This is a genomic window from Microbacterium sp. TPU 3598, from assembly GCF_002356155.1.
Taxonomy (GTDB): Bacteria; Actinomycetota; Actinomycetes; order Actinomycetales; family Microbacteriaceae; genus Microbacterium; species Microbacterium maritypicum_A.
The window spans coordinates 100,251-124,700 of the sequence record NZ_AP017975.1; the positions used below are offsets into that span (position 1 = coordinate 100,251).

25 protein-coding genes are annotated in these 24,450 nt (G+C 68.2%); 13 read left to right on the forward strand and 12 right to left on the reverse strand.

Annotation, left to right across the window (positions count from 1 at the left end; genetic code table 11):
* The first annotated feature begins 37 nt into the window (after nucleotides 1-37).
* Entirely contained in the window at nucleotides 38-991 is a 954-nt protein-coding gene (locus MST3598_RS00420) for a GlxA family transcriptional regulator (RefSeq protein WP_029259496.1), read from the forward strand.
* 84 nt (nucleotides 992-1,075) lie between these two features.
* On the opposite strand, the gene MST3598_RS00425 is transcribed toward MST3598_RS00420, so the two are convergent.
* The 5 genes from MST3598_RS00425 to MST3598_RS00445 all read right to left on the reverse strand — a co-directional run bounded on the left by MST3598_RS00425 (nucleotide 1,076) and on the right by MST3598_RS00445 (nucleotide 5,952).
* A complete protein-coding gene (locus tag MST3598_RS00425; RefSeq protein ID WP_021201332.1) occupies nucleotides 1,076-2,503 on the reverse strand; it encodes an MFS transporter in 1,428 nt (475 codons plus the stop codon).
* Nucleotides 2,504-2,680: 177 nt separating this feature from the next.
* Nucleotides 2,681-3,235 carry a peroxiredoxin family protein gene (locus tag MST3598_RS00430; protein WP_197020549.1) on the reverse strand — a complete coding sequence of 185 codons (555 nt, stop codon included), beginning with the start codon at nucleotides 3,233-3,235 and terminating at the stop codon, nucleotides 2,681-2,683.
* Nucleotides 3,228-4,259, reverse strand: coding sequence for a type I glyceraldehyde-3-phosphate dehydrogenase (gene gap, locus MST3598_RS00435; RefSeq protein WP_096359327.1), 1,032 nt, complete (start codon nucleotides 4,257-4,259; stop codon nucleotides 3,228-3,230). Before gap ends, MST3598_RS00430 begins: the two co-directional genes overlap by 8 nt.
* Before the next feature lie 117 nt (nucleotides 4,260-4,376).
* On the reverse strand, nucleotides 4,377-5,528 hold the full coding sequence (locus MST3598_RS00440) for a calcium:proton antiporter (RefSeq protein WP_029259498.1): 1,152 nt from the start codon (nucleotides 5,526-5,528) through the stop codon (nucleotides 4,377-4,379).
* A gap of 139 nt (nucleotides 5,529-5,667) precedes the next feature.
* On the reverse strand, nucleotides 5,668-5,952 hold the full coding sequence (locus MST3598_RS00445; RefSeq protein ID WP_029259499.1) for a hypothetical protein: 285 nt from the start codon (nucleotides 5,950-5,952) through the stop codon (nucleotides 5,668-5,670).
* Between the two features lie 317 nt (nucleotides 5,953-6,269).
* Between MST3598_RS00445 and MST3598_RS18735 the strand changes: the two genes are divergently transcribed.
* Nucleotides 6,270-6,404: a hypothetical protein gene (locus MST3598_RS18735; RefSeq protein ID WP_017829963.1), complete on the forward strand. Its 135-nt coding sequence runs from the start codon at nucleotides 6,270-6,272 to the stop codon at nucleotides 6,402-6,404.
* A 236-nt stretch (nucleotides 6,405-6,640) separates the two neighbouring features.
* Here the strand turns inward: MST3598_RS18735 and MST3598_RS00450 are convergent, their stop codons facing one another.
* Entirely contained in the window at nucleotides 6,641-7,465 is an 825-nt protein-coding gene (locus MST3598_RS00450) for a shikimate 5-dehydrogenase (protein ID WP_269320233.1), read from the reverse strand.
* Nucleotides 7,466-7,986: 521 nt separating this feature from the next.
* Here MST3598_RS00450 and MST3598_RS00455 point away from each other — a divergent pair.
* Complete coding sequence (locus tag MST3598_RS00455) at nucleotides 7,987-8,193, forward strand: cold-shock protein (protein WP_017203899.1); 207 nt, start codon at nucleotides 7,987-7,989, stop codon at nucleotides 8,191-8,193.
* 92 nt (nucleotides 8,194-8,285) lie between these two features.
* Here the strand turns inward: MST3598_RS00455 and MST3598_RS00460 are convergent, their stop codons facing one another.
* A complete protein-coding gene (locus MST3598_RS00460; RefSeq protein ID WP_029259501.1) occupies nucleotides 8,286-8,951 on the reverse strand; it encodes an HAD hydrolase-like protein in 666 nt (221 codons plus the stop codon).
* 144 nt (nucleotides 8,952-9,095) lie between these two features.
* Here MST3598_RS00460 and MST3598_RS00465 point away from each other — a divergent pair, with 144 nt between their 5' ends.
* Nucleotides 9,096-9,554 (forward strand): response regulator, encoded by a 459-nt coding sequence (locus tag MST3598_RS00465; RefSeq protein WP_096359329.1) that lies wholly within the window; start codon nucleotides 9,096-9,098, stop codon nucleotides 9,552-9,554.
* Nucleotides 9,555-9,565: 11 nt separating this feature from the next.
* Here MST3598_RS00465 and nucS read toward each other — a convergent pair whose 3' ends face one another.
* Both nucS and MST3598_RS00475 read right to left on the reverse strand, forming a co-directional pair.
* Nucleotides 9,566-10,261, reverse strand: a complete 696-nt coding sequence (gene nucS / locus MST3598_RS00470) for an endonuclease NucS (protein WP_021200066.1) — start codon at nucleotides 10,259-10,261, stop codon at nucleotides 9,566-9,568.
* 56 nt (nucleotides 10,262-10,317) lie between these two features.
* The gene (locus MST3598_RS00475) at nucleotides 10,318-11,199 is read right to left on the reverse strand and encodes a GAP family protein (protein ID WP_029260812.1); all 882 of its coding nucleotides are present in this window, start codon (nucleotides 11,197-11,199) and stop codon (nucleotides 10,318-10,320) included.
* Between the two features lie 116 nt (nucleotides 11,200-11,315).
* Between MST3598_RS00475 and MST3598_RS00480 the strand changes: the two genes are divergently transcribed.
* Nucleotides 11,316-12,512 (forward strand): sensor histidine kinase, encoded by a 1,197-nt coding sequence (locus MST3598_RS00480; protein WP_029260813.1) that lies wholly within the window; start codon nucleotides 11,316-11,318, stop codon nucleotides 12,510-12,512.
* The gene (locus tag MST3598_RS00485) at nucleotides 12,509-13,156 is read left to right on the forward strand and encodes a response regulator (protein ID WP_029260814.1); all 648 of its coding nucleotides are present in this window, start codon (nucleotides 12,509-12,511) and stop codon (nucleotides 13,154-13,156) included. The genes MST3598_RS00480 and MST3598_RS00485 overlap by 4 nt, the downstream gene beginning before the upstream one ends.
* Nucleotides 13,157-13,210: 54 nt before the next feature.
* Here the strand turns inward: MST3598_RS00485 and MST3598_RS00490 are convergent, their stop codons facing one another.
* On the reverse strand, nucleotides 13,211-14,449 hold the full coding sequence (locus MST3598_RS00490) for an MFS transporter (protein WP_029260815.1): 1,239 nt from the start codon (nucleotides 14,447-14,449) through the stop codon (nucleotides 13,211-13,213).
* A 60-nt stretch (nucleotides 14,450-14,509) separates the two neighbouring features.
* On the opposite strand from MST3598_RS00490, the gene MST3598_RS00495 reads away from it, so the two are divergent.
* Entirely contained in the window at nucleotides 14,510-15,571 is a 1,062-nt protein-coding gene (locus MST3598_RS00495; protein WP_029260816.1) for a LacI family DNA-binding transcriptional regulator, read from the forward strand.
* Nucleotides 15,572-15,582: 11 nt separating this feature from the next.
* Here MST3598_RS00495 and MST3598_RS00500 read toward each other — a convergent pair whose 3' ends face one another.
* Complete coding sequence (locus MST3598_RS00500) at nucleotides 15,583-17,082, reverse strand: hypothetical protein (RefSeq protein ID WP_029260817.1); 1,500 nt, start codon at nucleotides 17,080-17,082, stop codon at nucleotides 15,583-15,585.
* Between the two features lie 120 nt (nucleotides 17,083-17,202).
* On the opposite strand from MST3598_RS00500, the gene MST3598_RS00505 reads away from it, so the two are divergent.
* Genes MST3598_RS00505 through mnhG form a run of 6 tightly spaced genes read left to right on the forward strand, consistent with a single transcriptional unit; the run spans nucleotide 17,203 to nucleotide 23,569 of the window.
* The gene (locus MST3598_RS00505) at nucleotides 17,203-20,172 is read left to right on the forward strand and encodes a Na+/H+ antiporter subunit A (protein ID WP_036272006.1); all 2,970 of its coding nucleotides are present in this window, start codon (nucleotides 17,203-17,205) and stop codon (nucleotides 20,170-20,172) included.
* Complete coding sequence (locus MST3598_RS00510; RefSeq protein WP_021200074.1) at nucleotides 20,172-20,780, forward strand: Na(+)/H(+) antiporter subunit C; 609 nt, start codon at nucleotides 20,172-20,174, stop codon at nucleotides 20,778-20,780. Before MST3598_RS00505 ends, MST3598_RS00510 begins: the two co-directional genes overlap by 1 nt.
* Nucleotides 20,777-22,327: a Na+/H+ antiporter subunit D gene (locus MST3598_RS00515; RefSeq protein ID WP_021200075.1), complete on the forward strand. Its 1,551-nt coding sequence runs from the start codon at nucleotides 20,777-20,779 to the stop codon at nucleotides 22,325-22,327. Before MST3598_RS00510 ends, MST3598_RS00515 begins: the two co-directional genes overlap by 4 nt.
* Entirely contained in the window at nucleotides 22,327-22,917 is a 591-nt protein-coding gene (locus MST3598_RS00520) for a Na+/H+ antiporter subunit E (RefSeq protein WP_021200076.1), read from the forward strand. Before MST3598_RS00515 ends, MST3598_RS00520 begins: the two co-directional genes overlap by 1 nt.
* On the forward strand, nucleotides 22,914-23,183 hold the full coding sequence (locus MST3598_RS00525) for a monovalent cation/H+ antiporter complex subunit F (RefSeq protein ID WP_021200077.1): 270 nt from the start codon (nucleotides 22,914-22,916) through the stop codon (nucleotides 23,181-23,183). The genes MST3598_RS00520 and MST3598_RS00525 overlap by 4 nt, the downstream gene beginning before the upstream one ends.
* Nucleotides 23,180-23,569 (forward strand): monovalent cation/H(+) antiporter subunit G, encoded by a 390-nt coding sequence (gene mnhG / locus MST3598_RS00530; protein ID WP_021200078.1) that lies wholly within the window; start codon nucleotides 23,180-23,182, stop codon nucleotides 23,567-23,569. Before MST3598_RS00525 ends, mnhG begins: the two co-directional genes overlap by 4 nt.
* An 88-nt stretch (nucleotides 23,570-23,657) precedes the next feature.
* On the opposite strand, the gene MST3598_RS00535 is transcribed toward mnhG, so the two are convergent.
* Nucleotides 23,658-24,419 (reverse strand): alpha/beta fold hydrolase, encoded by a 762-nt coding sequence (locus MST3598_RS00535; RefSeq protein WP_029260819.1) that lies wholly within the window; start codon nucleotides 24,417-24,419, stop codon nucleotides 23,658-23,660.
* Nucleotides 24,420-24,450 lie beyond the last annotated feature (31 nt).

The following is a 24,450-nucleotide window of genomic DNA, read 5'->3' on the forward strand; positions in this document are numbered from 1 at the left end:
CCGTGATCGGCTCGCCCTGAGGATGGAGGGACGCGCAATGAGCGCACCGCGTGTGACCGTGATCGCCGTCGACGGCATCAGCCCCTTCCACCTGTCCGTTCCGTCCCTCGTGTGGGGAGGCGAGACGCCCGTCGGCGAGATCGATCCATGGCCCATCCGCGTCGCGGCGCTGCGCGCGGGCACGCTCCGCACCTCCGCCGACTTCGACATCGACGTGCGACACGGGCTCGAAGCGGTTCGCGGTGCCGACGTCGTCGTGGTGCCGTGGTGGGGCGAGCCCGACCGGGCGGCGCCGGATGAGCTGTCGAACGCGCTGCGGGACGCGCACGACGAGGGAGCCGAACTGGTCGGACTCTGCCTCGGCGCTTTTCCCCTCGCCGACAGCGGCGTGTTGGAGGGTCGCACCGCGACCACGCACTGGAAGTGGGCCGACGTGTTCCGGCACAGGTTCCCCCGCGTCGCGCTCGAACCGGACGAGCTGTACATCGACGAGGGGCAGATCGTCACGGGAGCAGGCGCCACGGCCGGGATCGACGCCTGCTTGCACCTCCTCGCCCGCCGAGAGGGCCAGCTCGTCGCGAACCGGGTCGCCCGGAGGATCGTCGCACCGCCCCATCGCTCCGGTGGACAGGCGCAGTTCATCGAGCGGCCGGTTCCGGACGCGGGAGGAGCCCCGATCGCCGAGGCGATGCGATGGAGTGCCGCGAACCTCGATGCCGATCTGTCCATCGACGTCCTCGCCGCTCGAGCCCATCTCAGCCGGAGTTCGTTCACCCGGGCATTTCGGGCGCAGACGGGGTCGACGGTGGCGAAGTGGGTGCTCGCGCAGCGGCTGGCGGCGGCTCGGGAGCTGCTCGAGGCCACGTCGCTCCCGGTCGACACGGTCGCATCGACGACCGGGTTCGGCGGGGCCGCGCTCTTCCGCCAGCACTTCGGTCGTGCATTCGGTGCGACTCCGAGCCAGTATCGGTCGGCGTTCCGAACCACCTGAGTGGATGCACGCCGCCCCGCGGAGGCAGGGGGCGGATCATCCTCCCCCTGCGCCCGCGGGGCGCTGTCGGTGTCGGGGCCGATGTCACACGGAGACGGACTCCTCGGACGCCTCGCTCCGTGCCCGCGGCTTCGTCATCCAGATCGCGGTGACGATCGCGCCGACAAGGGCGAGGATCGCCGCGCCCAGGAAGGCGGCGGAGTACCCGCGCGTCAGGTCGACCGCCGTCGGAGCGGTGCCCGAGATGCCGTAGACGATCGCGGTGAGGACGGCGAGCCCGAGGGCCGATCCGATCTGGTAGCTCGTGCTCACGAGTCCGGAGGCGACGCCCGTCTCCATCGGAGGTGCGGCGTTGATCGCGGTGCCCAGCGACGGGACGAAGGCGAGCGACATCCCGAGCGCGGCGAGGAGCGACGCCGGCAGCACGTCCGCGGCGTAGTCGCCGTCCGGGCGGACGAACGACAGCCAGAGCAGGCCGCCGGCGAGGATCAGCAGGCCGCTGACGATCATCGACCTGGCTCCGAACCGCGCAAGGAGGCGAGGGGCGAGGGCGACCATCACCAGGACGACCAGGCCCGTCATCGGCAGCAGTGCGGCACCCGCGGCGAATGCGCTCGCCCCGAGGACCTGCTGCAGGTAGAGGTTCAGGAAGAACCACATCGACACCCAAGCCGCTCCGAGGAGCAGCTGGGCGCTGTTGGCCGCGGCCAACAGCGGTGCACGCAGCAGCCCGAGGCGCAGCAGGGGGTTCCGGCTGCGTGCTTGGATCACGAAGAAGATCGCGAGCAGGACGATTCCGGCGCCCACGAAGGTCAGGGTCGACCAGGTGAGCCATCCGACCTCGGGGGCATTGACGACGCCGTAGACGACGGCAGCGAGACCGAGGGTGACGGTGAGAGCACCGGCCACGTCGATCGATCCGGCGGCCGTGCGGACGGTGCGAGGGAGGGTGGATGCCGTGAAGGCGAGCACGAACAGCGCGATCGGCACCGTCACGTAGAACACCCACGGCCAGCTCGCGTACTCGGTCAGCACTCCGCCGAGGAAGACACCAGCCGTGCCGCCGATGGGGGCGGCGGCGCCGTACACCGCGAACGCCTTGGGAAGGTCGGAGGTGCCGCCGAACAGCATCATGAGCAGGGTGAGCGCGGCGGGAGCGATCAGAGCGGACCCGGCACCCTGAATGGCACGACCGGCGATCTCAAGCCCGACGTCGGTGGCGGCGCCGGCGAGGAGCGAGCCGATGATGAGGACGATCCACCCGCTCACGAAGATCTTCCTCGCGCCGAACGCGTCGGCCAGGCGTCCGCCGAGCAGCAGCAGACCGCCGAACGCCACGACGTAGGCGTTGAACACCCACGACAGTGATTCCGGAGTGAAGCCCAGGTCGCGCTGGATATCGGGCAGAGCCACTCCGATGATCGAGGTGTCCATGATGACGACGAACTGCGCCGTGGCGATGAGGACGAGCCCGAGCCAGCGCTGGGCTCGTGAGATGGGCGGGCGGGACATGGGTTCCTCCTGAGGGTGCGTGCCGGTGGGTCCGGTCAGAGATCACCATATACCTATAGGGGGTAGGGGTATTCAAAATGTCGAAAAGAGGTCCGTTCGCGTCGAGACCTGACGAAAGGCCCGGCCTCCAGGGGCCGGGCCTTCACAGAGTCCTGCGTGCCGGTCGTCCGTCGAGACTCAGGTGCACACGCCGTCGATGCTGCACGCCTCGCCGGCCTCCGACATCGAGGCGGAGACCGACGTCATCGATGGTGTGGTCGGTTCGGCGAGAAGACGCCCGAGGTAGGTGCCGAGGGCCAGTTCATCGACTGCGCCGAATGCAATCTGACGTACGCGCCCCTCCCGGTCGACGATGATCGTCGACGGCGTTCCCCGGAGTCCGTATCTGTGCATGGTCGCCGGAATCGCCTGACCGTCGAGCGGCCGATCGATCGCCACCGGGAACTCGATCCGGTATTCCGACAGGAAGGCCTCGAGCGCCTCGCGGCCCATCACGGCGTGATGCTCGAACACCGTGTGCAACCCGAGCACGACGAGCTCGCGGGAGTCGAACATGCCGTGGAGACGCTGGGCAAGCGGGAGGCCGTGGCTCACGCATCCGGGGCACAGCATCTGGAACGCTTCGACGACCACGACGCGTCCGCGGAGCGATTCCGGGCTGATCGGGGCACTGTTCACCCACTCCGAGACGTCGAGCGCGAAGGCGTCGGCCCCGAGCAGCGGCTCAGGCACGGGCTTCCTCCTCACGCTCGGGCAGCCGCGCTGCGACGTACTCGGTGAGGTCTGCCAGGCGGTTCGAGTAGCCCCACTCGTTGTCGTACCAGGCCGAGACCTTCACCTGGTCGCCGATCACACGGATCAATCCCGCGTCGAGGATCGAGGAGTGCGGATCGGCGACGATGTCGGCGGAGACGATCTCGTCCTCGGTGTAGCGGAGGATCCCCTTGAGCGGCCCTTCCGCCGCGGCGCGGTAGGCGGCCTTCACCTCTTCCACGGTCACGGGGCGCGATGCGGTGACGGTGAGGTCGGTGATGGATCCGGTGAGCACCGGCACGCGCAGCGCGAACCCGTCGAGCTTCCCGTCGAGTTCGGGGATGACGCGTCCGATAGCCTTGGCCGCACCCGTGCTCGTGGGGACGATGTTGACCCCCGCCGCCCGAGCGCGCCGGAGGTCCGAATGCGGGCCATCCTGCAGGTTCTGGTCGGCCGTGTACGCGTGCACGGTGGTCATCAGGCCGGCCTCGATACCGAAGGCTTCGTGGAACACCTTGGCCACCGGGGCGAGGCAGTTCGTCGTGCAGGAGGCGTTCGAGATGATGTGGTGCCGCTCGGGGTCGTAGGTGTGCTCGTTCACGCCGAGCACGAACGTTCCGTCGTCTCGGGTCGCGGGCGCCGAGATGATCACCTTCCGCGCCCCGGCCTCGACGTGCTTCGCGGCGAGCTCCGCCTTGGTGAACAGCCCGGTCGACTCGATCACGATGTCGACGCCGAGGTCTGTCCAGGGAAGGCGGAGTGGATCGCGCTCCGAGAACACGCGGATCGCCTGACCGTTGACGAACAGGTGCGCGTCGTCGTGCTTCACAGGTCCGGGCAGGGTGCCGTTCGCCGCGTCGTACTTGAGCAGATGGGCGAGCGTGCGCGTGTCGGTGAGGTCGTTGACCGCGACCACCTCGAGATCCGAGTGCTTCGCGAGCAGGGCTCGGAAGTAGTTGCGCCCGATGCGCCCGAAGCCGTTGATGGCGATCTTCGTGGACATGATGCTCCCTCCTGTGCCGGATTCCGGCGGTGATTGACTTTTGGCCTATGCCAAAAATATCACGCGAGAAGAGGGGTGGGGTCGGTGGGGGGGGGTCATCGCCCCACCGACCCAGGATCAGCTGAAGAGCACCACCAGGTAGGCCGCGAACGTCACCAGGTGCGCGGCGCCGTGCATGGCGGTCACCCGCTTCGCGGCGAACGTCGTCACCGACAGCAGCAGTGTCACGCCCAGCATCAGCAGGTTCGCCGGCGACTCCGCCAGAACGACGGTCTGACCGGTGAACATGCCGATGATCAGCACCGCAGGAATGGTCAGCCCCACGGTCGACACGAGGGCGCCGTGGCACAGGTTGTTCACGCGCTGGGCCTCGCCGCCGAGAGCAGCACGCACTGCGGTGATCGACTCCGGCAGGAAGACGATCCCCGCGATGAGCACGCCGGCGAGGGCGACCGGCGCTCCGAGGCGGCCCAGGCCGTCGTCCAGGAGCGCCGCCATGTCATGCGACAGGAGCACGATGGGGATCACGGTCACCACCAGGAGCGCGAGACGCACGAGCACCTCGGTGCGATGCTCCGCGAGAACCTCGCGGATCCCGCCACCCGCCTCCGCCTTCGCCCGGTGCGGAGTGGTCTCCAGCATGCGCGGGTCGACTTCGGTGAAGTCACTCGCTTGGGCACCCATCTGCCGGTAGAGGAAGAAGGCGTAGAGCACCAGGGTGAGCACGATGATCGGGATCTCCTGCGCCGTCGTGTACGAGCCGTCCGTGCCGATGAGGGCGGGGAGGCCGAATGCGAGTGCGACGAGCACGACCAGCATCGACAGATACGCCGAGGTGCCGGTGCGATTGTGGGCCATGCCGCGATGGCGGAGGCCGCCGAGGAGGAGAGCGAGGCCGATGACGAGGTTGAGGATGATCATCGAGACGGCCATGACCGAGTCGCGGGCGATGGTCGCGTGCTCTCCCGGACCGAGCATGACCGCGGAGATCAGGATGACCTCGATCAGCACGATCGACAGGGTCAGGACGAGCGAGCCGTAGGGATCGCCGAGCCGGTGCGCGAGGGCCTCGGCCTGCTTCACGACACCGAACGCGCAGACGAGGATCACTGCGATGATCGCCCCGAGCGCGATGATGAGTACCGGGGTGGGCACGGGGGGTTCCAGCACCGGGTGGAGGAGGAGGAGAGCTGCGAAGGCCCCCCATCCCAGGATGACGCGGACGATGTCCGTGACGCTGATCAACTGTTGCCGTTCCGTGCGTGACATCGCCGGACTCCTTCGAGCTGGGGCCGTCCCCGAGTGGTGACCACGACCGGGTCGTCCCGGCCGCAGCGCTGTCTCAGCGCACTGCATCTGATGGTACGCGGCGTTCGCGGCGGATGGCCGGCGATCGACGGCGGTGGCGTCACTCCGGAGCGGAGGAGCGGGAGAGCGCGTGGATGTACCGCTCGACGTCGCGGCGGAACGCCGATTCTCGATGTCGACGACGCTCGACGCAGACCCACTGCGCAGTAGCCCAGACGAGGAATCCCGCCGAGAGGAGGAGTTCCAGCCAGATCCCGCGCACGCCGACGGACAGTGCTGCCGCGCTGACCATGGAGAACGAGACGAAGCACAGCACGAGCGTGGCGCGTGCGGCCCGAGGTTCGCGGGATACGACCCAGAGGGGCCAGGTGGACGAGTGATTCACGGGAGACTCCTGTCGGGGTCGTCCCCGGTCTGTCTCTCCGTCGGAGGTCGTCCTCCGTCGTTGTTCCGCTCCCAGGGTAGCAAACCCGTTCGCCTCGCCGCCTGCTCGGGTTTCTCCTCGGCGGATTCCCGGGGGTCGCCAGGGCTTGTCGCGGGCACCGTCGCAATGTGTCGCGCATGAGATATTTCACTAAATATTCCGAAAACGGCATGAGCCTGGCGACGAAGATTTTTCCCGTTCAGCGGGAAATTTGACTTCCCCTGGTTCCGGGCTATGGTCGGAGGTTACGCCAGCCACCGAAGGGGAAGCGAGTAACCATGTCCGGAAAGTCCATCCAGGGTCGCGACAGCAAGAAGGCGCCGCAGCTCTCGCTCAAGGAGAAGCGAGCTGCCAAGCGGGAGAAGAACGCACCGGCCGAGTTCATCAAGCCCCGTAAGGGCGCGAAGGGCTGAGTCGGTTCGACCCGTGGGTGGGCACATCCGCGCTGCGCGAGATGCCCGCCCACCGGCCGAACGCGATCTGCCGAGCGTTCGAGCGTGGCATCGATCGTGCCCACGGCTCGGCCCCCACTCGGGAATGCGGCCTGCCGATGTGACAAGCTCCCACACATCGCTGATCGGCGCCGGAACGAAGATGGAGCGTGCGCCCGACAGCTCGTCGCTTCCGGTTGCGTGCGGGAGGGCAGTCGTCAGGCGTTTCCGGCTCGCATGAACTCCTCCGCCGCGCGCACCTGCTCCGCCGACGGACGGATGCCCGTGTAGAGCACGAACTGCTCCAGTGCCTGCAGGGTCGCCACCTCCGCCCCCGTGATCACCGTCTTGCCAGCCCTGCGCGCCGCAGCGATGAGAGGTGTCTCCGCGGGGAGGGCCACCACGTCGAAGACGACGGATGCCGCCCCGATCGCCTCTTCCGAAAACGACAGCGTGTGCTCTTCCGCGCCCCCGGCCATGCCGATCGGCGTGACATTGACCAGGATGTCCGCCCTGGCATCGTCGAGCCCAGCGGTCCAGGCGAAGTCGTACAAGTCGGCAAGGGGGCGCCCGTTCGCCTCATTCCTGGCGACGATCGTCACCCGCGTGAAGCCGGCGTCGCGGAACGCGGCGGCCGTGGCCTTCGCCATGCCTCCCGATCCGCGCAGCAGCACCGAGGCCGTGCGATCGAGACCTCCGCGTGCGATGAGCTGCGCGATCGCGGAGTAGTCGGTGTTGTAGGCCGTGAGCACGCCGTCGTCGTTGACGATCGTGTTGACGGAGTCGATGGCGCTCGCCGAGGGATCCATCCGGTCGACGAGCGCGATGACCTCTTCCTTGTACGGCATGGAGATCGCGCACCCACGGATGCCGAGACCCCGGACACCTGCGATGGCCTGCGCGAGGTCGGTCGGCGCGAACGCCTTGTAGATCCAGTTCAGGCCGAGCGCCTCGTAGAGATGATTGTGGAAGCGTGTTCCGTTGTTGCTCGGGCGCGCGGACAGCGAGATGCAGAGCGTCATGTCTTTGTTGAGCAGAGTCACCGGATCAGGCTACTCGCGCGCCGATGAAGGTCCGTGGCGAGAACGTGGATCCTCCCCTATGGTGAAGGTGCGTGCACATGGGGATCGATCGTCTACGTCTCTCCCCAGGAGACGGTGGCCCACCCCAGGGGCAGACGATCCGTGCATGCGATTGGGCCCTCTCGAGTAGTTCAGTCCCCAATGGGCTACTCGAGGGGGCCGCTGTCGTTCGTCTCGCAGAGAAGTTCAGATTTGTCCCCCAAAAGGGGGACAAGAGCATCGAAAAGGGGCTAAGCTGTCTCTGACGCACCCTCCGGTCGTCTTCGGCCCTCATCGCTCCCCCCGCGGTGAGGGCCACACCATTTTCTGGGCGTTCTCGTGCGCCCCGCTCCCGCGCTCGCGCGGATGACGGCCGGATGCCGCTCGTGCAACATTTGGATTACCTTCTTGCGGCGGCTATTCCGCTCAGGGCCTCCTCCACTAGCGTTAGCGATGTCGGGGCATCCCTGCGTCGGCTTCTTCACCAGCAGAACAGGCAGTACATGAGCACCCAGGGCACGGTCAAGTGGTTCAACTCGGAGAAGGGCTTCGGCTTCATCTCCCCCGACGACGGAGGCGCTGACGTCTTCGCGCACTACTCCGCCATCCAGTCATCCGGCTACCGGTCTCTCGAAGAGAACCAGCGAGTCGAGTTCGATGTGGCGCAGGGCCCGAAGGGCCTGCAGGCAGAGAACATTCGCCCCGTCTGAGACGGGCGAGACACCGAACTCCCCACCGGATCGCGTCCCCGATGCGTCATCCGGAGGGGAGTTCTGTGCTTTCTGAGCGATGATGAGGGCGATCAGGAGATCAGCAGCGCACGCAGCTCTTCGACCGAGGAGACACGGAACGCGGCCTCGTCGCCCTCGTGCGAATCGCTGAACCCCCACTCGACGAAGATCACGGGAACGCCGTTGGCGTTGCCACCCTCGACGTCGTGGTGCCGGTCTCCGACCAGGACGGGACGCGAGGTGTCGGCGCCGAGCTCGCGCAGCCGACGAAGAGCCTCTGCCACGATGTCGGTCTTCGAGGCGAGGGTCGACTCGTCCGGGGTCGCCCCGACGGTCGTCAGGAATGCAGGGCGCAGACCGAAGTGGTCGACGAGTGCGTCGACCTGGTTCTCGGGCTTCGAGCTGGCCGTCGCCTGGGGCACTCCGGCGGCGTGCAGCTCGTGGATGAGGTCGACCACTCCCGGGTAGGTCGCGACGTCTGTGGTGTAGCCGTCGGCCTTGCCGAGGGTGCGGTAGAAGGCGACAGCCTCGGCGGACTGCTCGGGCGTCATTCCGGCCTGATCCTGGAAGGACTGGAACATGGGGGGACCGATCCAGTGCACCAGCTCTTCGCGGGTCGGCGCCGGTCGGCCGAAGTGGGTCAGCGCGACATTGAGCCGGCGGAGGATGCCGACGGACGCGTCGACGATGGTGCCGTCGACGTCCCACAGCACGCAGGAGTAGGGGGAGTGAGGCATCTCTCCAGCCTATGGGCCGAACGGAGGGTGTCCGCTCGTCCTGCACAGGTGTGCAACGCAAAAGCTTGTGCACACCTCATGTGGGCACCGTCTGTCCCCATATAAGGTCGTGACATCGGCGGATACGCGGGCGAGAATGGGGGCATGTACGTGTCGGTGGAAGTCATCACGATGCTGGCGACAGCAGTGACGCTCCTGGTGGCGATCATCAGCGGTTTCGGCTGGATGATCAACCGGATGGACGCGCGATTCGCGGCGCAGGATGCAAGGTTCGATGCGCGGTGGGATGCGATGGAGACGAAGTTCGATACGCGGTGCGATGCGATGGAGACGAAGTTCGATGCGCGGTGCGATGCCCTGGACGCGAGAATCGATGTCCGGTGCGATGCGATGGAGACGAAGTTCGATGCCCGGTGCGATGCTCTGGACGCGAAAATCGATGTCCGGTGCGATGCCCAGGATGCGAAGTTCGATACCCGGTTCGACACGATGGAGACGAAGTCCGATGCGCGTTTCGATCGCGTCGAGCAGCAGATCTTCGAGGTGAAGATCGCGATCGCGCGCCTGGAGGGGCCGGCACCCCGGCTCATCGCCGCGCGCTGAGAGGAGACGCCTCAGAACAGTCGGGGGATGCCCGACTCGATGCCCTTCATGTCGTCGTAGTCGAGCACCAGGCAGCGGATACCGCGATCCTCGGCGAGCACGCGTGCCTGAGGCTTGATCTCCTGCGCGGCGAAGACGCCCTGCACGGGGGAGAGGTGCGGGTCGCGGCCCAGCAGTTCGAGATAGCGGGTCAGCTGCTCCACGCCGTCGATGTCGCCGCGGCGTTTGATCTCGACCGCGATCGCGGCGCCGTCGGCATCGCGCACCAGCAGGTCGACGGGCCCGATGGCCGTCGGGTACTCGCGGCGTACGAGCGTCGCGCCCTCGGAGATGCGGTCCACCTGTTCGGCGAGCAGCCGTTGCAGGTCGGCCTCGACGCCGTCCTTCTGCAGCCCGGGGTCGATGCCCAGCTCGTGGGAGGTGTCGTGGATGATCTCGTAGATCTGCACGCGCAGCGCATCGCCGGTCTTCTTGTGGGTGACGCGCCAGACCTCGACGACGCCGGCGCTGGCTTCTTCCTCACCGGGGGTCTCGCTCGAGAGCGAGCACGGCGGGCTCATCCAGTTCAGCGGCTTGTAGCTGCCGCCGTCGGAGTGCACGAGCAGACTCCCGTCTCCCTTGTGCACGAGCAGACGCGTGGCAAGCGGGAGATGGGCGTTGAGCCGACCGGTGTAGTCGACCGAGCAGCGGGCGATGACGAGACGCACCCGTCGAGCCTACTTCGTCGGGAGTGCCGCGCGGTCGCAGGCGGTGGGCGCGGCGGTCATCGGTCGAGGAACGACCCGATCGCCTGAAAGAGACCGAGCTCGGTGGCGGCGGAGCGGGCGATGAGGAATCCGATGATGCCGATGATCCAGGCGGTGTTCTCCGCGCCGGTGCGCTCCATCCAGGCCGCGAAGCGTTCGAGCGGCCGCCGCACCAGGGGGGCGGCGACCAGGCGCAGGACGAGCAGCACGACAGCGGGCAGGATCATCAGCGCGCAGTACCCGACGAGCGACAGCACACGCAGCGGAGTGTCGATCCCCGCATCCGCCAGCATCGTCATCGCGACGATGTACGGGAGCATGGTGGCGATCTCGACAAGCCCGGCGGCGATCGCAACGGCCATCACGGCGGTTCCGCGAGTGCGCGGGTCGAGCAGTCGCTCGCGCCACCGGGTGATGCGACCGGGGCGCGGCGCGGCGTCTGTCGTCATCGCGGGAGTCGGAGGGGGTGGCGTCGTCATCGACGAGCTGTGCGCAGCCGACCTCGCCGGCATCCCCGTCCGCGCCGAGACCTGCGGGGTCGTGGGTCCCGACGTGGGGGTCGTCGACGTGGGCTTGGCGCGCTTGTCACCGGTCGGCATCACGAAGGCCGTGATGAGGAGCGCTCCTCCGACGAGCAGGCGGATGACCAGGCCGGCGGGCGAGGCCAGGAAGTCGGACGCCACGTCGACGAGATTCACCAGCCCCCAGAGGAAGAGGAGCCCGACGAGCAGGTAGAACGCGGCGATCGACACCAGATACAGCAGGATGCGTCCGGCGCGCACCCGCCCCGGATGCAGGAGCAGGAAGACGGGGATGAGGAGAGTGCCGACGCTCAGCCCATCGATCAGCGCCAGGAGGGCGAGGGAGAGGGGAAGCGGCATTCCGCCGAAGAGTTCCATGTCTCCACGTTCACGGAACGGGGGACGGCTGCGGATCGGGCGAAAGTATCGTCTCCTTCGGCTCCCTCATCCCTTCGTCGGATGCGCGAGTGCGCGCGCCGTGGTTGCATGAGGGCATGCACGAGCAGGTCGAAGGCGGGTTCGGAGCCTGGTACCGCCGGCACCGCTGGTGGGCGGATCCGCTCGGGATGGCGATCCTCGCGGTCGTCATGGCGGGCTTCGGGTTCCGCGGCATCTGGGGTCCGTTCTCGATCCTCGAGACCTCCGTCTCGCCGTGGTGGGCACTGGCCCTCGCGCTTCCCGCTTGCGCGCTCGCCCTCGTCAAGCGGCGTATGCCCGTGACGGTCCTCGCGCTGGTCACGCTCCTCTTCGTGGTCGATCTGCTCACCGTCGGCGGCATCGGCACGCTCGTGGTGCTGCTGGACGTGTTGTGGACGGCGGCGTTCCTGGCGGGGCCGCAGGGGAGGCGGGTGCTGCTCCTCCTGCTGGGCGCTTCGACGATCATCTTCTTCCTCGCCGCCTGGTTCTTCACCGACGTGCCGTTCGCCGTGGCCTTCCTCATCGGCGTGCAGTTCGGCGCGATCTTCGGCACCGACTACTGGTGGGCGGTGGCGGTCTCCCAGGCCCACGAACTCGCCGAGCTGCATCGTCAGCGAGCGGAAGAGGCCGCCGCCGCCGCCGAGCGGGACCGCGTCGAAGCGGTGCAGCGTGAGCGCGAGACGATGGCGAGAGAGCTGCACGATGTCGTCGCCGGTCACGTGATGGCGATGGCGATCCGTGCCGAAGCGGCTTTGTCGTCCGCACCCGACCGTGCCAGGGATCGAGAAGCCCTGCAGGCTGTGCGCGACGCGGGACTCGATGCTCATGGTGCGCTGCGATCCATGATCTCGGTGCTCCGTCGCGGCGACGGGACTCTGGCGCCCGCACCGCGCTGGGCGGATCTCGGCGGAATCGTGCAGGAGGCGGAGCGGGCAGGGCTCGTCGTGCATCTCGTCGTCGATGACATCGAGGACATCGGTGCGGCACGCGAGCAGGCCGTCATCCGCATCGTGCGTGAGGCGCTGAACAACTGCATCCGCCATGCGAGCGGCGCCGTCGTCGACATCACGGTTCAGGAGCAGGACTCCGAGGTGCGGGTCGAGGTGCGCTCGCGTGGCGGTGCGCCCAGCCGCGCGGCTGCACACGGCGACGAAGGCTGGGGGCTGCAGATGCTCCGGGAACGCGTCGGCGCGTTGGACGGCGTCTTCTCCGCGGGGCCGACCCCGGGTGGATGGGCGGTCGAGGGGCGCATCCCGATGGAGGTGCGGGCATGACGGCGCCGACCGTGCTGCTGGCCGATGATCACAGCGCGATCAGGGCGGGCCTGCGCATCATGCTCGAGACACAGGGCATCTCGGTGGTCGGAGAGGCCGCGGATGGTGAGGTCGCTGTCCGCAACGCCGCGGCACTGCGCCCCGACGTCGTGCTCATGGATGTGCGGATGCCGGGGCGCGACGGGATCTCGGCCACCAGAGAGATCGTCGAGCGCGGTCTCGGCGACGTCCTGGTCCTGACGAGCTTCGACGAAGACGACCTCGTGTTCGGGGCCATCCGCGCCGGGGCCGTCGGATTCCTGCTCAAGACGGTCGACGCCCCTACCCTCGGGCAGGCTGTCCGCGCGGTCGCCGCGGGCGACGGCGCTCTGGATCCGCGGGTGACGAGACGTGCGCTCGCCGCCGTCGCCGAGAACGCCGCGCTTCCCGTGCCGGTGCCGGATGCGGGGAGGCTCGCGAATCTGACCGGCCGGGAGCAGGAAGTGCTCGAGGGGATCCTGCAGGGGTGGTCGAACGCTCAACTCGCCGCACGGCTGTGCATCTCGGTGCCGACGGTCAAGACTCATGTCTCGAATGTGCTCACGAAGCTCGGCGCGCGCAGCCGTTCACACGCGGCAGCGCTCGTCCGCGGTGGCGAGGACTGAACCTCCCTCCGACGCCGTGATCACTCCGCCGCCGTGATCACCCCGTCGCCGTGGTCAGCCCTGTGGAGTCGTCGCGGCCGGCGTCTTCTCGTCGTCGCGGAGCGGGCGCGCGGCGCCGGAGAACAGCCCGGACATCACGACCAGTGCGACCAGGATGAACAGCGTGTTGAGCAGACCGATGTGCTCGCTGATGACGCCGAGCACGGGAGGTCCACCCAGGAACGCGATGTAGCCGATCGTGGCCGCAGCGCTCACCCGGGCCGCTGCCTTTGCCGGATCGTCGGCCGCCGCCGACATGCCGAGCGGGAAGCCGAGGGAGGCGCCGACGCCCCAGAGCGCCGCCCCGACGAGCACGAGCGGGAAGGTGGGCGCGAGGATGAACAGCAGGATGCCCGATGCCGCCGCGACCGCGAGGATGCGCAGCACCAGCACGCGGCCGAAGCGGTCGACGAGCGGACCTCCGAACAGACGCACGACGGTCATGCCCACCGAGAACACGGCGAGCGACACGGCGCCGGTACCCTCGGCGAAGCCGTGCCCCTGCTCGGTGCCCAGGGCGATCCAGTCGTTGGCGCCGCCCTCGGCGAACGACATGCCGAGCATGACCACGCCGATCAGATAGGTGCGCGGTTCGCGCCATGCCTCGAGCGCGGTGTGCATGCGTGCACGGAAGGCCGGCTTCTCGTGCGCCGCGGGATCGAGGGCGGCCTCGCGCACCGGCACCTGGAAGAAGCAGACGATCGCGATCACGGCGATCAGTGCACCCATGACCGCGGCGTGGGCGGCGACGTTGATGGAGAGCTGCGCCGCGAGGGCGCCGATTCCGGCGCCGATGACCGTGCCGAAGCTGAAGAATGCGTGGAAGACCGGCAGGATCGTGCGGCCCATCTGCTGCTCGATCGCCGTGGCCTCGACGTTCATCATCACGTCGACCGATCCGTTGCCGAAGCCGAACAGCACCATGCCGATGATGACGACGGGAACGGAGCCGAACACATTGGCCCCGAGGCCCACGAGGACGATCCCGGATGCGAACATCAGCATCGTCAGGAGCATGCCCCGCCGGGCACCGAGGCGCGCCATCACGGCGGGACCTGTCGAGATGCCGATGATCGATGACACGCCCATGCCGAGCAGGATGAGGCCGACCTGCGCGTTGTCGAGCCCCAGCGCCTCCTTGATACCGGGCACGCGCGACGCCCAGGTGGCGATCGACAGCCCGCTCGCGAGGAAGATGGCGAAGATCGCCGCGCGCCAGCGCACGAACTGCGAACGGGAGAGGGCTGTTTCCATGCCGGACAGCCTATCGAATCGATTCGACCGAAGGGAACCGTGGGGAGCTATCCTCGAAGTATGAGCAGTCAGGAGACGCCGCGTCGGCCCACGATCGCCGACGTCGCACGTGAGGCGGGCGTGGCGACGTCCACCGCCTCGGTCGTCTTCAGCGGCAAGGCGAATGTGGCGGCCGCAACGCGGGAGCGTGTGCTCGCCGCGGCGTCGGACCTCGGATACGCGGGTCCGGATCCCCGCGCGGCGTCGCTGCGTCGCGGACGCAGCGGCATCGTCGCCGTCGTTCTCGAGGGGCATCTGCGCGCGGCATTCCTCGATCCGGTGACGACGGCCATGATGGACGGCCTCACCGACGGTCTCGCCGACCTCAGCGCGGGCATCCTCCTGATGCGCGACGAACCGGGGGAGGAGGGGGCCGCCATCACGAACGCCCCCGTAGACGCCTTCGTCCTGATCGGATGCTCGGGGCGCACGAAGGCCTCGCTCGAGGTGGTCGTCGGCCGTGGTCTGCCGGTGGTCGTGATCGAAGGAGATGCCGGTGAGGATATCCCCCGCATCACGCTCGACAACGTCGCAGCGTCCGCCGACGTCGCGCGGCACGTCCACGACCTCGGTCACCGCGACGTGGCGCTGGTCACGCTCTCGCTCGACAGCGAACGGGAACGGGCACTGGTGACCCCCGAACGGATCGCGAACGCGACCGTCGACGTCTCGGTGCATCGCCTCGAGGGGATGCGTCAGGTGTTCCCCGATGCGCCGGCGATCTCGGCGTCCGGCAGCCTCATCGACGAGGGCGTGCTGGTCGGACGGATGCTTCTGACCGACCCCGCCACCCGCCCGACGGCCGTGCTCGCCCAGAGCGACCTGCTCGCGGTCGGGGTGATCCGAGCGGCCGAGGAACTGGGGCTCCGCGTGCCCGAGGACCTCTCGGTCGCCGGTTTCGACGGGATCCCGCTCGACGGCTTCGGGGATCTCACCCTCACCACCAGCGTGCAACCGGCGGTCGAGAAGGGTCGCGCGGCGGGGGAGCAGGTCGCCCGCATGCTCCGCGGAGAACCGGGCGAGACGCAGCATCTCACCTGTGTGTTCCGCGCCGGCACGACCACCGGCCCCGTTCCGCGCTGAGCGGCGCCCGCTCAGCTGCGCTGCGGACCGAGCGGCAGGCCGTTCTCCCCGAAATCGAGGATGCGGTAGCGCCCGCAGTCGATCACCTCGTCAGGGATGACCGGTGACGAGAGGCGCCAGGGGACCGTCTGGGCGTCCTCCACGAGGAATGACACCTCACCGACATCGAAATCCGCTCGGTTCACGAGCCACGCGTAGCCGTTGAGCTCATGATCGACCTGCACGAGACGGGCGGGATCCTCCAGATGCAGCTTCGGCAGGCGTACCGTCCAGAACTGGCCGGCCCCGACCCGGCCCGACGCATCGACCCAGTCGGTCACACAGGCGAGATCGGCATCGGGGGCGGCGCTCGCAGCGGCGAGCCGGGGAACGCTGAGCGTGCCGCCGATCACGAGCACCACGGTGGCGGCCGCCGCGAGGAGAGCACCGGCACGCCGCGGCACCAGCCAGGCACGGGGAGCCGCCACCAGGGCGAGCACCGGCGCGAAGACGAGGGGCTGCAGGTACCGCGCGGCGTGGGTGCCGAGAGCGATCGCGCCGATCGCGACGAGCACGGGGGTGACCCACGCGACGGTCGCGACGAACCGCGTGCCGGGATCGCCCGCTCGCGCCGTGCGCGCGATGGCCGACGCGATGAGGGCGAGCACGATCAGGGCGCCGATGATGCCGGCGGGCGTCGCCGTGCGGTCGAGGAGAAGGGTTCCGTAGTAGCCCGCCGACTCCGGCCAGAGTTCGGGCTGGGCGTAGCCGGCTCCGGTGTTGGCGATCCATGCCCGAAGAGGAATGCGACCGAGGGAGCCCATCGCGGTGCCCAGGACCAGCACGACGAGCATCGTCGCCGTGCGGGTGCGTCGAGGCGACCGGATGAGCGTCACGGCGAGGAGAAGAGCGATCGGAACCGTCGCCCAGGCGGCGAACAACGGGTTGGAGAGGGTGGACACGGCGGCCGTCGCGCCCAGAGCGACCAACGACCCGGTTCCGCCCTCGTCGCGGTCGATCACCCGACGCACCAGACCGACGGACAGCACGACGGCGATCACCGTCGAGCAGTAATACGTGGTGGTGAGCAGCAGGGAGGCGAGTTCGAGCGCGTCCCGAGAACCCGAGACATCGGTCATCGCCAAGATGCCGAAGACCGCGAGCCCGAGGAGTGCCCAGCTGACCGGGGCGGTGTCGTCGCGTCGACGGCCCGAGACCAGCCGGAGGGCCCCGTAGAGAGCGAGCATGTTGATGACGGCATTGATCGTGAGCAATCCGTTCACGTCGACGGGCAGCACCGCATCGAGGCCGGCGAACACAGCAGACTCGGGCAGGAACAGCACGCTGGACATCGCCCAATCCAGCGGAGCGCCGGACAGGACGGATCGTGCGAACATCGCCACGACCAGGGAATCTCCATCGCGGAACAGCAGGTCGGCGCGAGCGGATGAAGCGACCTGCGCCACCGTGATCATCGCCACGGCCAGTGCCCCCACCCAGCCCGCGAGCTCTCGAACCCAGACCCGCCGCATGGGGCTACTCTCGCACGATCGTGCAAACGTGGACCGCAGGAACCTCTCGCGCCGGTAAACTGGTCTGACACCCGCCCGCCTGTGCCGAAATGGCCGACGAGCCCTGAGGGAGCCGCGTATATGCTGATGCTCCTCGCTGTGTTCCTCCTCGGGTCGCTGTTGATGCCCGTTCTGGTGCGCTGGCTCGGAGCTCAGGCTTTCGCCATCGCCGCCCTCGTCCCGGCCGCCGCCTTCGTGCATGCACTCGTCATGACGCCGCAGGTGCTCGACGGGCCGGTACCGTTCGAGTCGGTCGAGTGGATCCCCCAACTGGGTCTGAACCTCTCCATGAACATGGACGTGCTCGGCTGGGTGCTCACCCTGATCGTCACGGGCGTCGGAGCACTGGTTCTCCTCTACTGCCGTTGGTACTTCTACGAGGACTCGGCGGGCGTCGGACAGTTCGCCGGCGTGCTGTTGGGCTTCGCCGGCGCGATGTACGGACTGGTCCTGACCGACGACCTCGTGATCCTCGTCATGTTCTGGGAAGTCACGAGCATCCTCTCGTACCTCCTCATCGGTCACTACCGCCGCCGTGCCGCCAGCCGTCGTGCGGCGCTGCAGGCTCTGCTGGTGACGACGCTCGGTGGCCTCGTGATGTTCGTGGGCGTCGTGCTGCTCGTGGTCGACACCGGCACCTCGAGCATCCGCGAGATCCTCGTCATCGCGCCCAGCGGACCTCTCGTCGATGCTGCGATCGTCATGCTCCTGATCGGGGCGATCAGCAAGTCGGCACTGTTCCCCTTCCACTTCTGGCTCCCCGGTGCGATGGCCGCGCCCACGCCGGTGAGCGCGTATCTGCACGCCGCCGCGATGGTGAAGGCGGGCATCTACCTGATCGCCCGGTTCGCGCCGATCTTCGCGTTCAGCACCACCTGGCGGCCGATCGTCATCGCCCTGGGCATCATCACGATGCTGCTCGGGGGCATCCAGGCGTTGCGTGAGACCGACCTCAAGCGCATTCTCGCCTTCGGCACGGTCAGCCAGCTCGGCTTCTTCGCGATCGTCGTCGGCTACGGCACGCAGGCGGCGGCGCTCGCCGGTCTCGCCCTGGTCATCGGGCACGCGCTGTTCAAGTCGGCGCTCTTCCTGATCGTCGGCGTCATCGACCGTCAACTGTCCACCCGAGACATCAACGAGCTCTCCGGCGTCGGTCGGCAGGCACCCGTCATGGCGACCGCGGCATTCATCTCCGTGGCATCGATGGCGGGCATAGCGCCGACCATCGGCTTCGTCGCCAAGGAATCCACGCTCACCGCCCTCCTCGACGACGCACAAGGCGGATCCCCGTGGGGACTCGTCGCCCTCATCGGTATCGTCCTCGGATCCATGCTGACTGCGGCATATGGGGTGCGTTTCCTCTGGGGCGCGTTCTGGAAGAAGCGCGATGAGCAGGGCCAGCAACTCCCCGACACAGCCTGGCCCGACCCGCCGGTCGGCTTCCTCTCGGCCCCGATCATCCTCGCCGGCGTCACGCTCGCGGCGGGGATCGGCGCCCCCGCTCTCGACACGGCTCTGCAGGGGTACGCCCTCACCGCGACCCCGGGGCTCGACCATGCGGGCGAAGCCGTCGAGGGCCCCGGCCATCTCGCGCTGTGGCACGGCTTCGAGCCCGCACTGGGCATCTCGATCCTGTCGATCCTGCTCGGCATCGGGCTGTTCCTGGTCACCCGCAGGACCGGATGGGATCGCAAGCCGCGGATCCTGCGATTCACCGCGGCCGACATCTACTACTTCGTCATGCGCGGCGTCGACCGGCTCTCGGTGCTCAGCACCACGCTCACCCAGCGGGGCTCGCTGCCGGTGTACGTCGGCACCATCTTCGTGGTGTTCGTCGCCGCCGAGGTCACGGCCCTCATCGCGAGCGACATCGATCGGTACAACCTGTCCCTCTGGCACACCCCGGCGCAGATCGTGGTCGCGCCGATCATGGCGATCGCCGGCATCTTCGCCGTCCGTGCGCAGAAGCGCTACACCGGCGTGGTGCTCGTCTCGGTCACCGGACTCGGCATGGTCGTGCTGTTCGCGACGAGCGGTGCACCCGACCTCGCGCTGACGCAGATCCTGGTCGAGACGGTCACGATGGTCACGTTCGCGCTGGTGCTCCGTCGCCTCCCCGCGCGGATGGGCGAGCACAACGCCTCGGTCGGGCGCATCCCCCGCGCGCTGCTGGCGATCGGCGTGGGCGTCACGATGGCCTTCGTCGCCGTCGTCGCCACCCAGTCGCGCATCGCCGACCCGATCTCGGAGGCGTTCCCGAAGCTCGCGTACGAGATCGGACACGGCAAGAACGTCGTCAACGTGGCGCTGGTCGACCTGCGCGGCTGGGACACCATGGGCGAGCTCTCGGTGCTCGTGCTCGCCGCGACCGGTGTGGCCTCCCTGGTGTTCGTCACGCACCGCGCCGACCTGCTCGCCGCCACCAAGAACCTCCCCCGGGCGACGCGCAAGGCCGCACGCAGCCGCCCGCTCGTCGAGACGACCGAGGGCATCCGATTCCAGACCTCCGAGAACGAGAGCAGCCCGCGGGCGTGGCTCGTCGGCGGTCAGAAGATGAAGCCCGAGAACAGGTCGATCCTGCTCGAGGTGATCGTCCGCATCCTGTTCCACACCATCATCGTGGTGTCGATCTTCCTGCTGTTCTCCGGCCACAATCTGCCGGGCGGCGGCTTCGCCGGCGGTCTCGTCGCGGGCATGGCACTCGTGATGCGCTACATCGCCGGCGGACGCTGGGAGCTGGGCGCCGCGGCCCCCACGGATGCGGGACGACTGCTCGGCACCGGCCTGATCCTCGCCGTCGGCACGGCGGTCGTTCCCCTGTTCTTCGGTCTCGCGCCCCTGACCAGCACCTTCTGGGAGTGGGAGATCCCCGGCATCGGACACATGGAGTTCGTCACCTCGACCATCTTCGACATCGGCGTGTACCTCGTCGTGATCGGGCTCGTCCTCGACGTGCTGCGCAGTCTGGGCGCCGAGGTCGACCGTCAGGCGGCGCTGCGCACCACACCGGGTCCTGAAGGATTCCTCTCCCGGGGCGGGAGGAGCAGCTGATGGACGTCTCCCTCACCCTGATCGTCATCATGGCCATCCTCTTCGCGTGCGGCGTGTACGCGATGCTGGAGCGCAGCCTGACCCGTGTGCTGATCGGCTTCCTGCTGCTCGGCAACGCCACGAACCTGCTGCTCCTGATCGTGATGGGCGTTCCCGGCAACGCGCCGTTCTTCGGGACGGAAGGGGAGATGAGCGACCCGCTCCCGCAGGCGCTCACCCTCACCGCCATCGTCATCACGTTCGCGGTCTCGGCTTTCCTGCTCGCCCTGATCTACCGCTCCTGGCAACTGGGTCAGGCCGACACGGTCGAGGACGACGAGGCCGACATCGCGCTCCGCGAGCGCACAGATGCCGACGAAGACCTCATGGACGACGAGTCCGAGACCGACGACGACGAGGCGACCACCGACTTCGTCGGCGTGCAGACTGCGCCGATCACGGTGCTGCACATGCGCGATCATCCCTCGATCCACGACGATGCTCCGTTCGACGCCCCGACCGGGTGGGGGAGCGAGCCCTCCGAACCGTCAGAACCCTCCGACGAGGGCCGTGAACCGCGCCCCGACCAACCCCATGACCGCGACGAGAACGAGGAGGGCAAGCCATGACCGCCCTCGTCCCGCTCCTCGTCGCACTGCCTCTGCTGGGCGCCGCGGTCACCCTCGTCTTCGGTCGCAATGCGCGCCTGCAGGTCGTCGTCACGGTCGCCACTCTCGCCGCCGTCTCGGTCATCGCCGCCGTGCTCCTGGTCGTGGTCGATTCCGGTGCTCCGCTGGCGGTGTCGGTCGGCGGCTGGCCCGTGCCGTTCGGCATCGTGCTCTACGTCGACAGGCTCGCCGCCCTCCTCGTGCTCATCTCCAGCATCGTGCTGCTCGCGGTCCTGCTGTTCTCCATCGGCCAGGGTGCCGCAGACGGCACCGACGAGACGCCGATCTCGATCTTCAACCCGTCGTACCTGATCCTCGCGGCCGGCATCTTCAACGCCTTCATCGCGGGCGACCTGTTCAACCTCTACGTCGGCTTCGAGATCCTGCTCGTCGCGTCGTACGTGTTGATCACCCTCGGCAGCACCGAGTCCCGCATCCGTACCGGCGCGGTCTACATCGTGGTGTCGCTGGTCTCGTCGATCCTGTTCCTCGCGTCGATCGCGATGATCTACGGCGCACTCGGCACGGTCAACATGGCCCAGATCGCCGAGCGCATGTCGGAGCTCCCGCAGGAGACGCAGCTGGTGCTGCACCTGATGCTCGTGGTCGCCTTCGGCATCAAGGCCGCCATCTTCCCGGTGTCGTTCTGGCTGCCGGACTCGTACCCGACCGCACCGGCCCCGGTCACCGCCGTGTTCGCCGGCCTGCTCACGAAGGTCGGCGTGTACGCGCTGATCCGCACCGAGACCCAGCTCTTCGCCTCGAACAGCATCGACACGCTGCTCTTGATCATCGCGCTCGCGACCATGATCGTCGGAGTGCTCGGTGCCGTCGCACAGGCCGAGCTCAAGCGAATCCTGTCGTTCACACTGGTCAGCCACGTCGGCTACATGATCTTCGGTCTCGCGATAGCGACCCCCGCCGCGATCGGTGCCACGGTGTACTACATCGTGCACCACATCGTCGTGCAGACCACCCTGTTCCTCGCCGTCGGGCTCGTGGAACGTCGAGCCGGAAGCACCTCGATCCTGCGGGTCAAGGGGCTGCTGAAGGTCGCCCCCCTGATCGCCGTCCTCTACTTCGTCCCCGCGATCAACCTCGGCGGACTGCCGCCCTTCTCCGGCTTCATCGGCAAGTTCGCCCTCTTCGAGGCGGCGGCTTCGGTCGGTACACCGATCATGATCGTGCTGATCTTCGGCGGCATCGTCACGTCGCTGCTGACCCTCTACGCCCTGATGCGCGCCTGGAACCTCGCCTTCTGGCGCGAAGAGGAGGACTCCACCGAGACCGAGGGACGCATCTCGTACCTCGGCAACGCGCCGGCGGCCGATGAGCAGCAGGAGCGCCGTCGCATCCCGAAGATCATGACCGTGGCGACCGGCGGCATGGTCGCGGTCACGCTCGCGTTGACGATCTTCGCTGGTCCTCTCTACGCCCTCTGCGACCGCATCGGCGCCGCACTGCTGCAGCCGGTGAGCCTCGTGCAACTGGAAGAGGAGGTGGGCTGATGGCGCGCGACACCCGACGTCACCTCTGGCGCGACATTCGCGTGCAGCTGCCCTTTCTCGCCTGGCTCGTGGTGCTCTGGATGCTGCTGTGGGCGCAGTTCACGGTGCTGTCGTTCCTCACCGGACTCGTCGTCGCGATCTTCGTCACCCGCGTGTTCCGCCTGCCGACCGTCGCGCTCTCCGGCCGCATCAACCTCTGGTACGCCGCACTGTTCGTGGTGCAATTCCTGTTCGCGGTGCTGAGCGGTGCTCTCTCGGTCACGGTGCAGGTGTTCGACTTCCGTCGCCAGCCCGGCACGGCCATCATCGCGGTGCCGCTGCGGTATGCCGACGACCTGGTGATGACGCACGTCGCCGTCGTGTCGTCGCTGATCCCCGGGTCTCTCGTCGTGGAGACCGACCGCGACCGGCGGATCCTGTACCTGCACGTGATCGGGGTCCGGAATCTCGACGACGTGGAGAAGCAGCGCGCCGGCGTGCTCCGGTGGGAGCGACGCGTGGTGCGTGCGCTCGGCGACCCCGATCAGTATCGTGCCCTCAAGGCCGACGAGCGCGCGGGCCTCGGAACGATGAAGGGCGGTGCCCGATGAACATCCTCCTGCTGCTGATCATGGTGGTGTTCGGCATCGCCGCTGTGCTCGCGCTGATCCGCATCGTGCGCGGACCGTCGATCCTCGACCGCGCCGTCGCCTCCGACGTGCTGCTCACCGAGGTGATGTGCGTGATCGGCGCCGAGATGGCGATCAACGGTCACACTCGCAACATCCCCGTGCTCTTGATCATCGCGGCGATCGGAGTGTTCGGGTCGATCGCCGTCGCCCGGTTCGTCGCGAGAAGGGACAACACGACACCATGAACGTGTTCGGTCTCATGATCCCGGATGCCGTCATCGACGTGGCGGTCCTGGTGCTCATCCTGCTCGGAGCGCTGCTGTGCCTGTCGGCGGCGGTCGGTCTGCTGCACTTCCGCGATGTGCCGTCGCGACTGCACGCGGCGACCAAGCCTCAGGTGCTCGGACTGCTGCTCATCTGCATCGCGATCGCGCTGTCGCAGCGGTCGGTCGGCGGCATCCTGATCGGGTTCGTGCTGGTCGCCCCGGTCGTGCTCATGCAGTTCGCCACGGCTCCGCTCTCGGCGCACATGGTCGGACGGCAGGCGTATCGCAACGGCACCATCGAGCAGCGCGGCCTCGTCGTCGACGAGCTCTCCGAGTCGAAGCAGACCCCGCCCGCTGCGGGCTGACATCGAGCTCTGATCCTGCCGGCTGCGCCGGGCGCTCGATGCCGGCGCGCCTGATCCCGCGGGCCGCTCATGAGGAGGGCCCGTGGCGTCAGAGGCGAGCGGTGAACTCGCGGATCAGGCGCGCCGCGGGTTCGGAGTCGCTGATCAGCGTGCCGTGACCGTGGTCGGGGATGACTTCGAGGTCGGCGCCGGGGATGGCGTCGATGATCTCGCGGCACCAGCTCATCGGAGCCAGCGGATCGCTCTCCCCGCGCAGCACGAGCACGGGGCACTGGATGCGCACGAAGGCGTCTTCGGGCTCGTGCACGATGGTCGCACGCATCTTCCGGAACAGGTGGGGGCCGCCGCGGAGGTACTCCCGGGCCCCGCGCCAGATGACCAGGGGGCGTTCGCCGATGAGGTCGGTGAGCAGATACCGCGCCTGCGCGCCGATGTTGCGCGCGGCCTTGTTCACGGTGGGGCCGGCGAGCACCACTCCCTCGACGAGGGACGGATGCCGCGCGGCGAGCTCGGCGGCGATCTGACTGCCCATCGAGTGCCCGATCACGACGACCGGGCCCGAGTCGACGTGCTGCAGGTAGGCCGCGACGAGGTCGGCATGCCGTTCCATGGTGAGCGTGCGGGTGGGCTCGGGCGCCTCGCCGAATCCGGGCAGATCGAGGGCGATGACCCTTCCCTCGAGACGTTGCACGATATCGAGATAGACGCTCCGCCCCATGCCGATGCCGTGCAGGAGCAGATACGTGTGCGGGCCCTCACCGAACGTCTCGGCGATGAGGGTCGCACCTGCATGCTCGAACTCCAGGAGCGTGACGGGGGTGCCCTTGGGGGCGAGATAGGCGGATGGCACCCGTCAACGCTAGCCGAGCATCCTGGGGCGC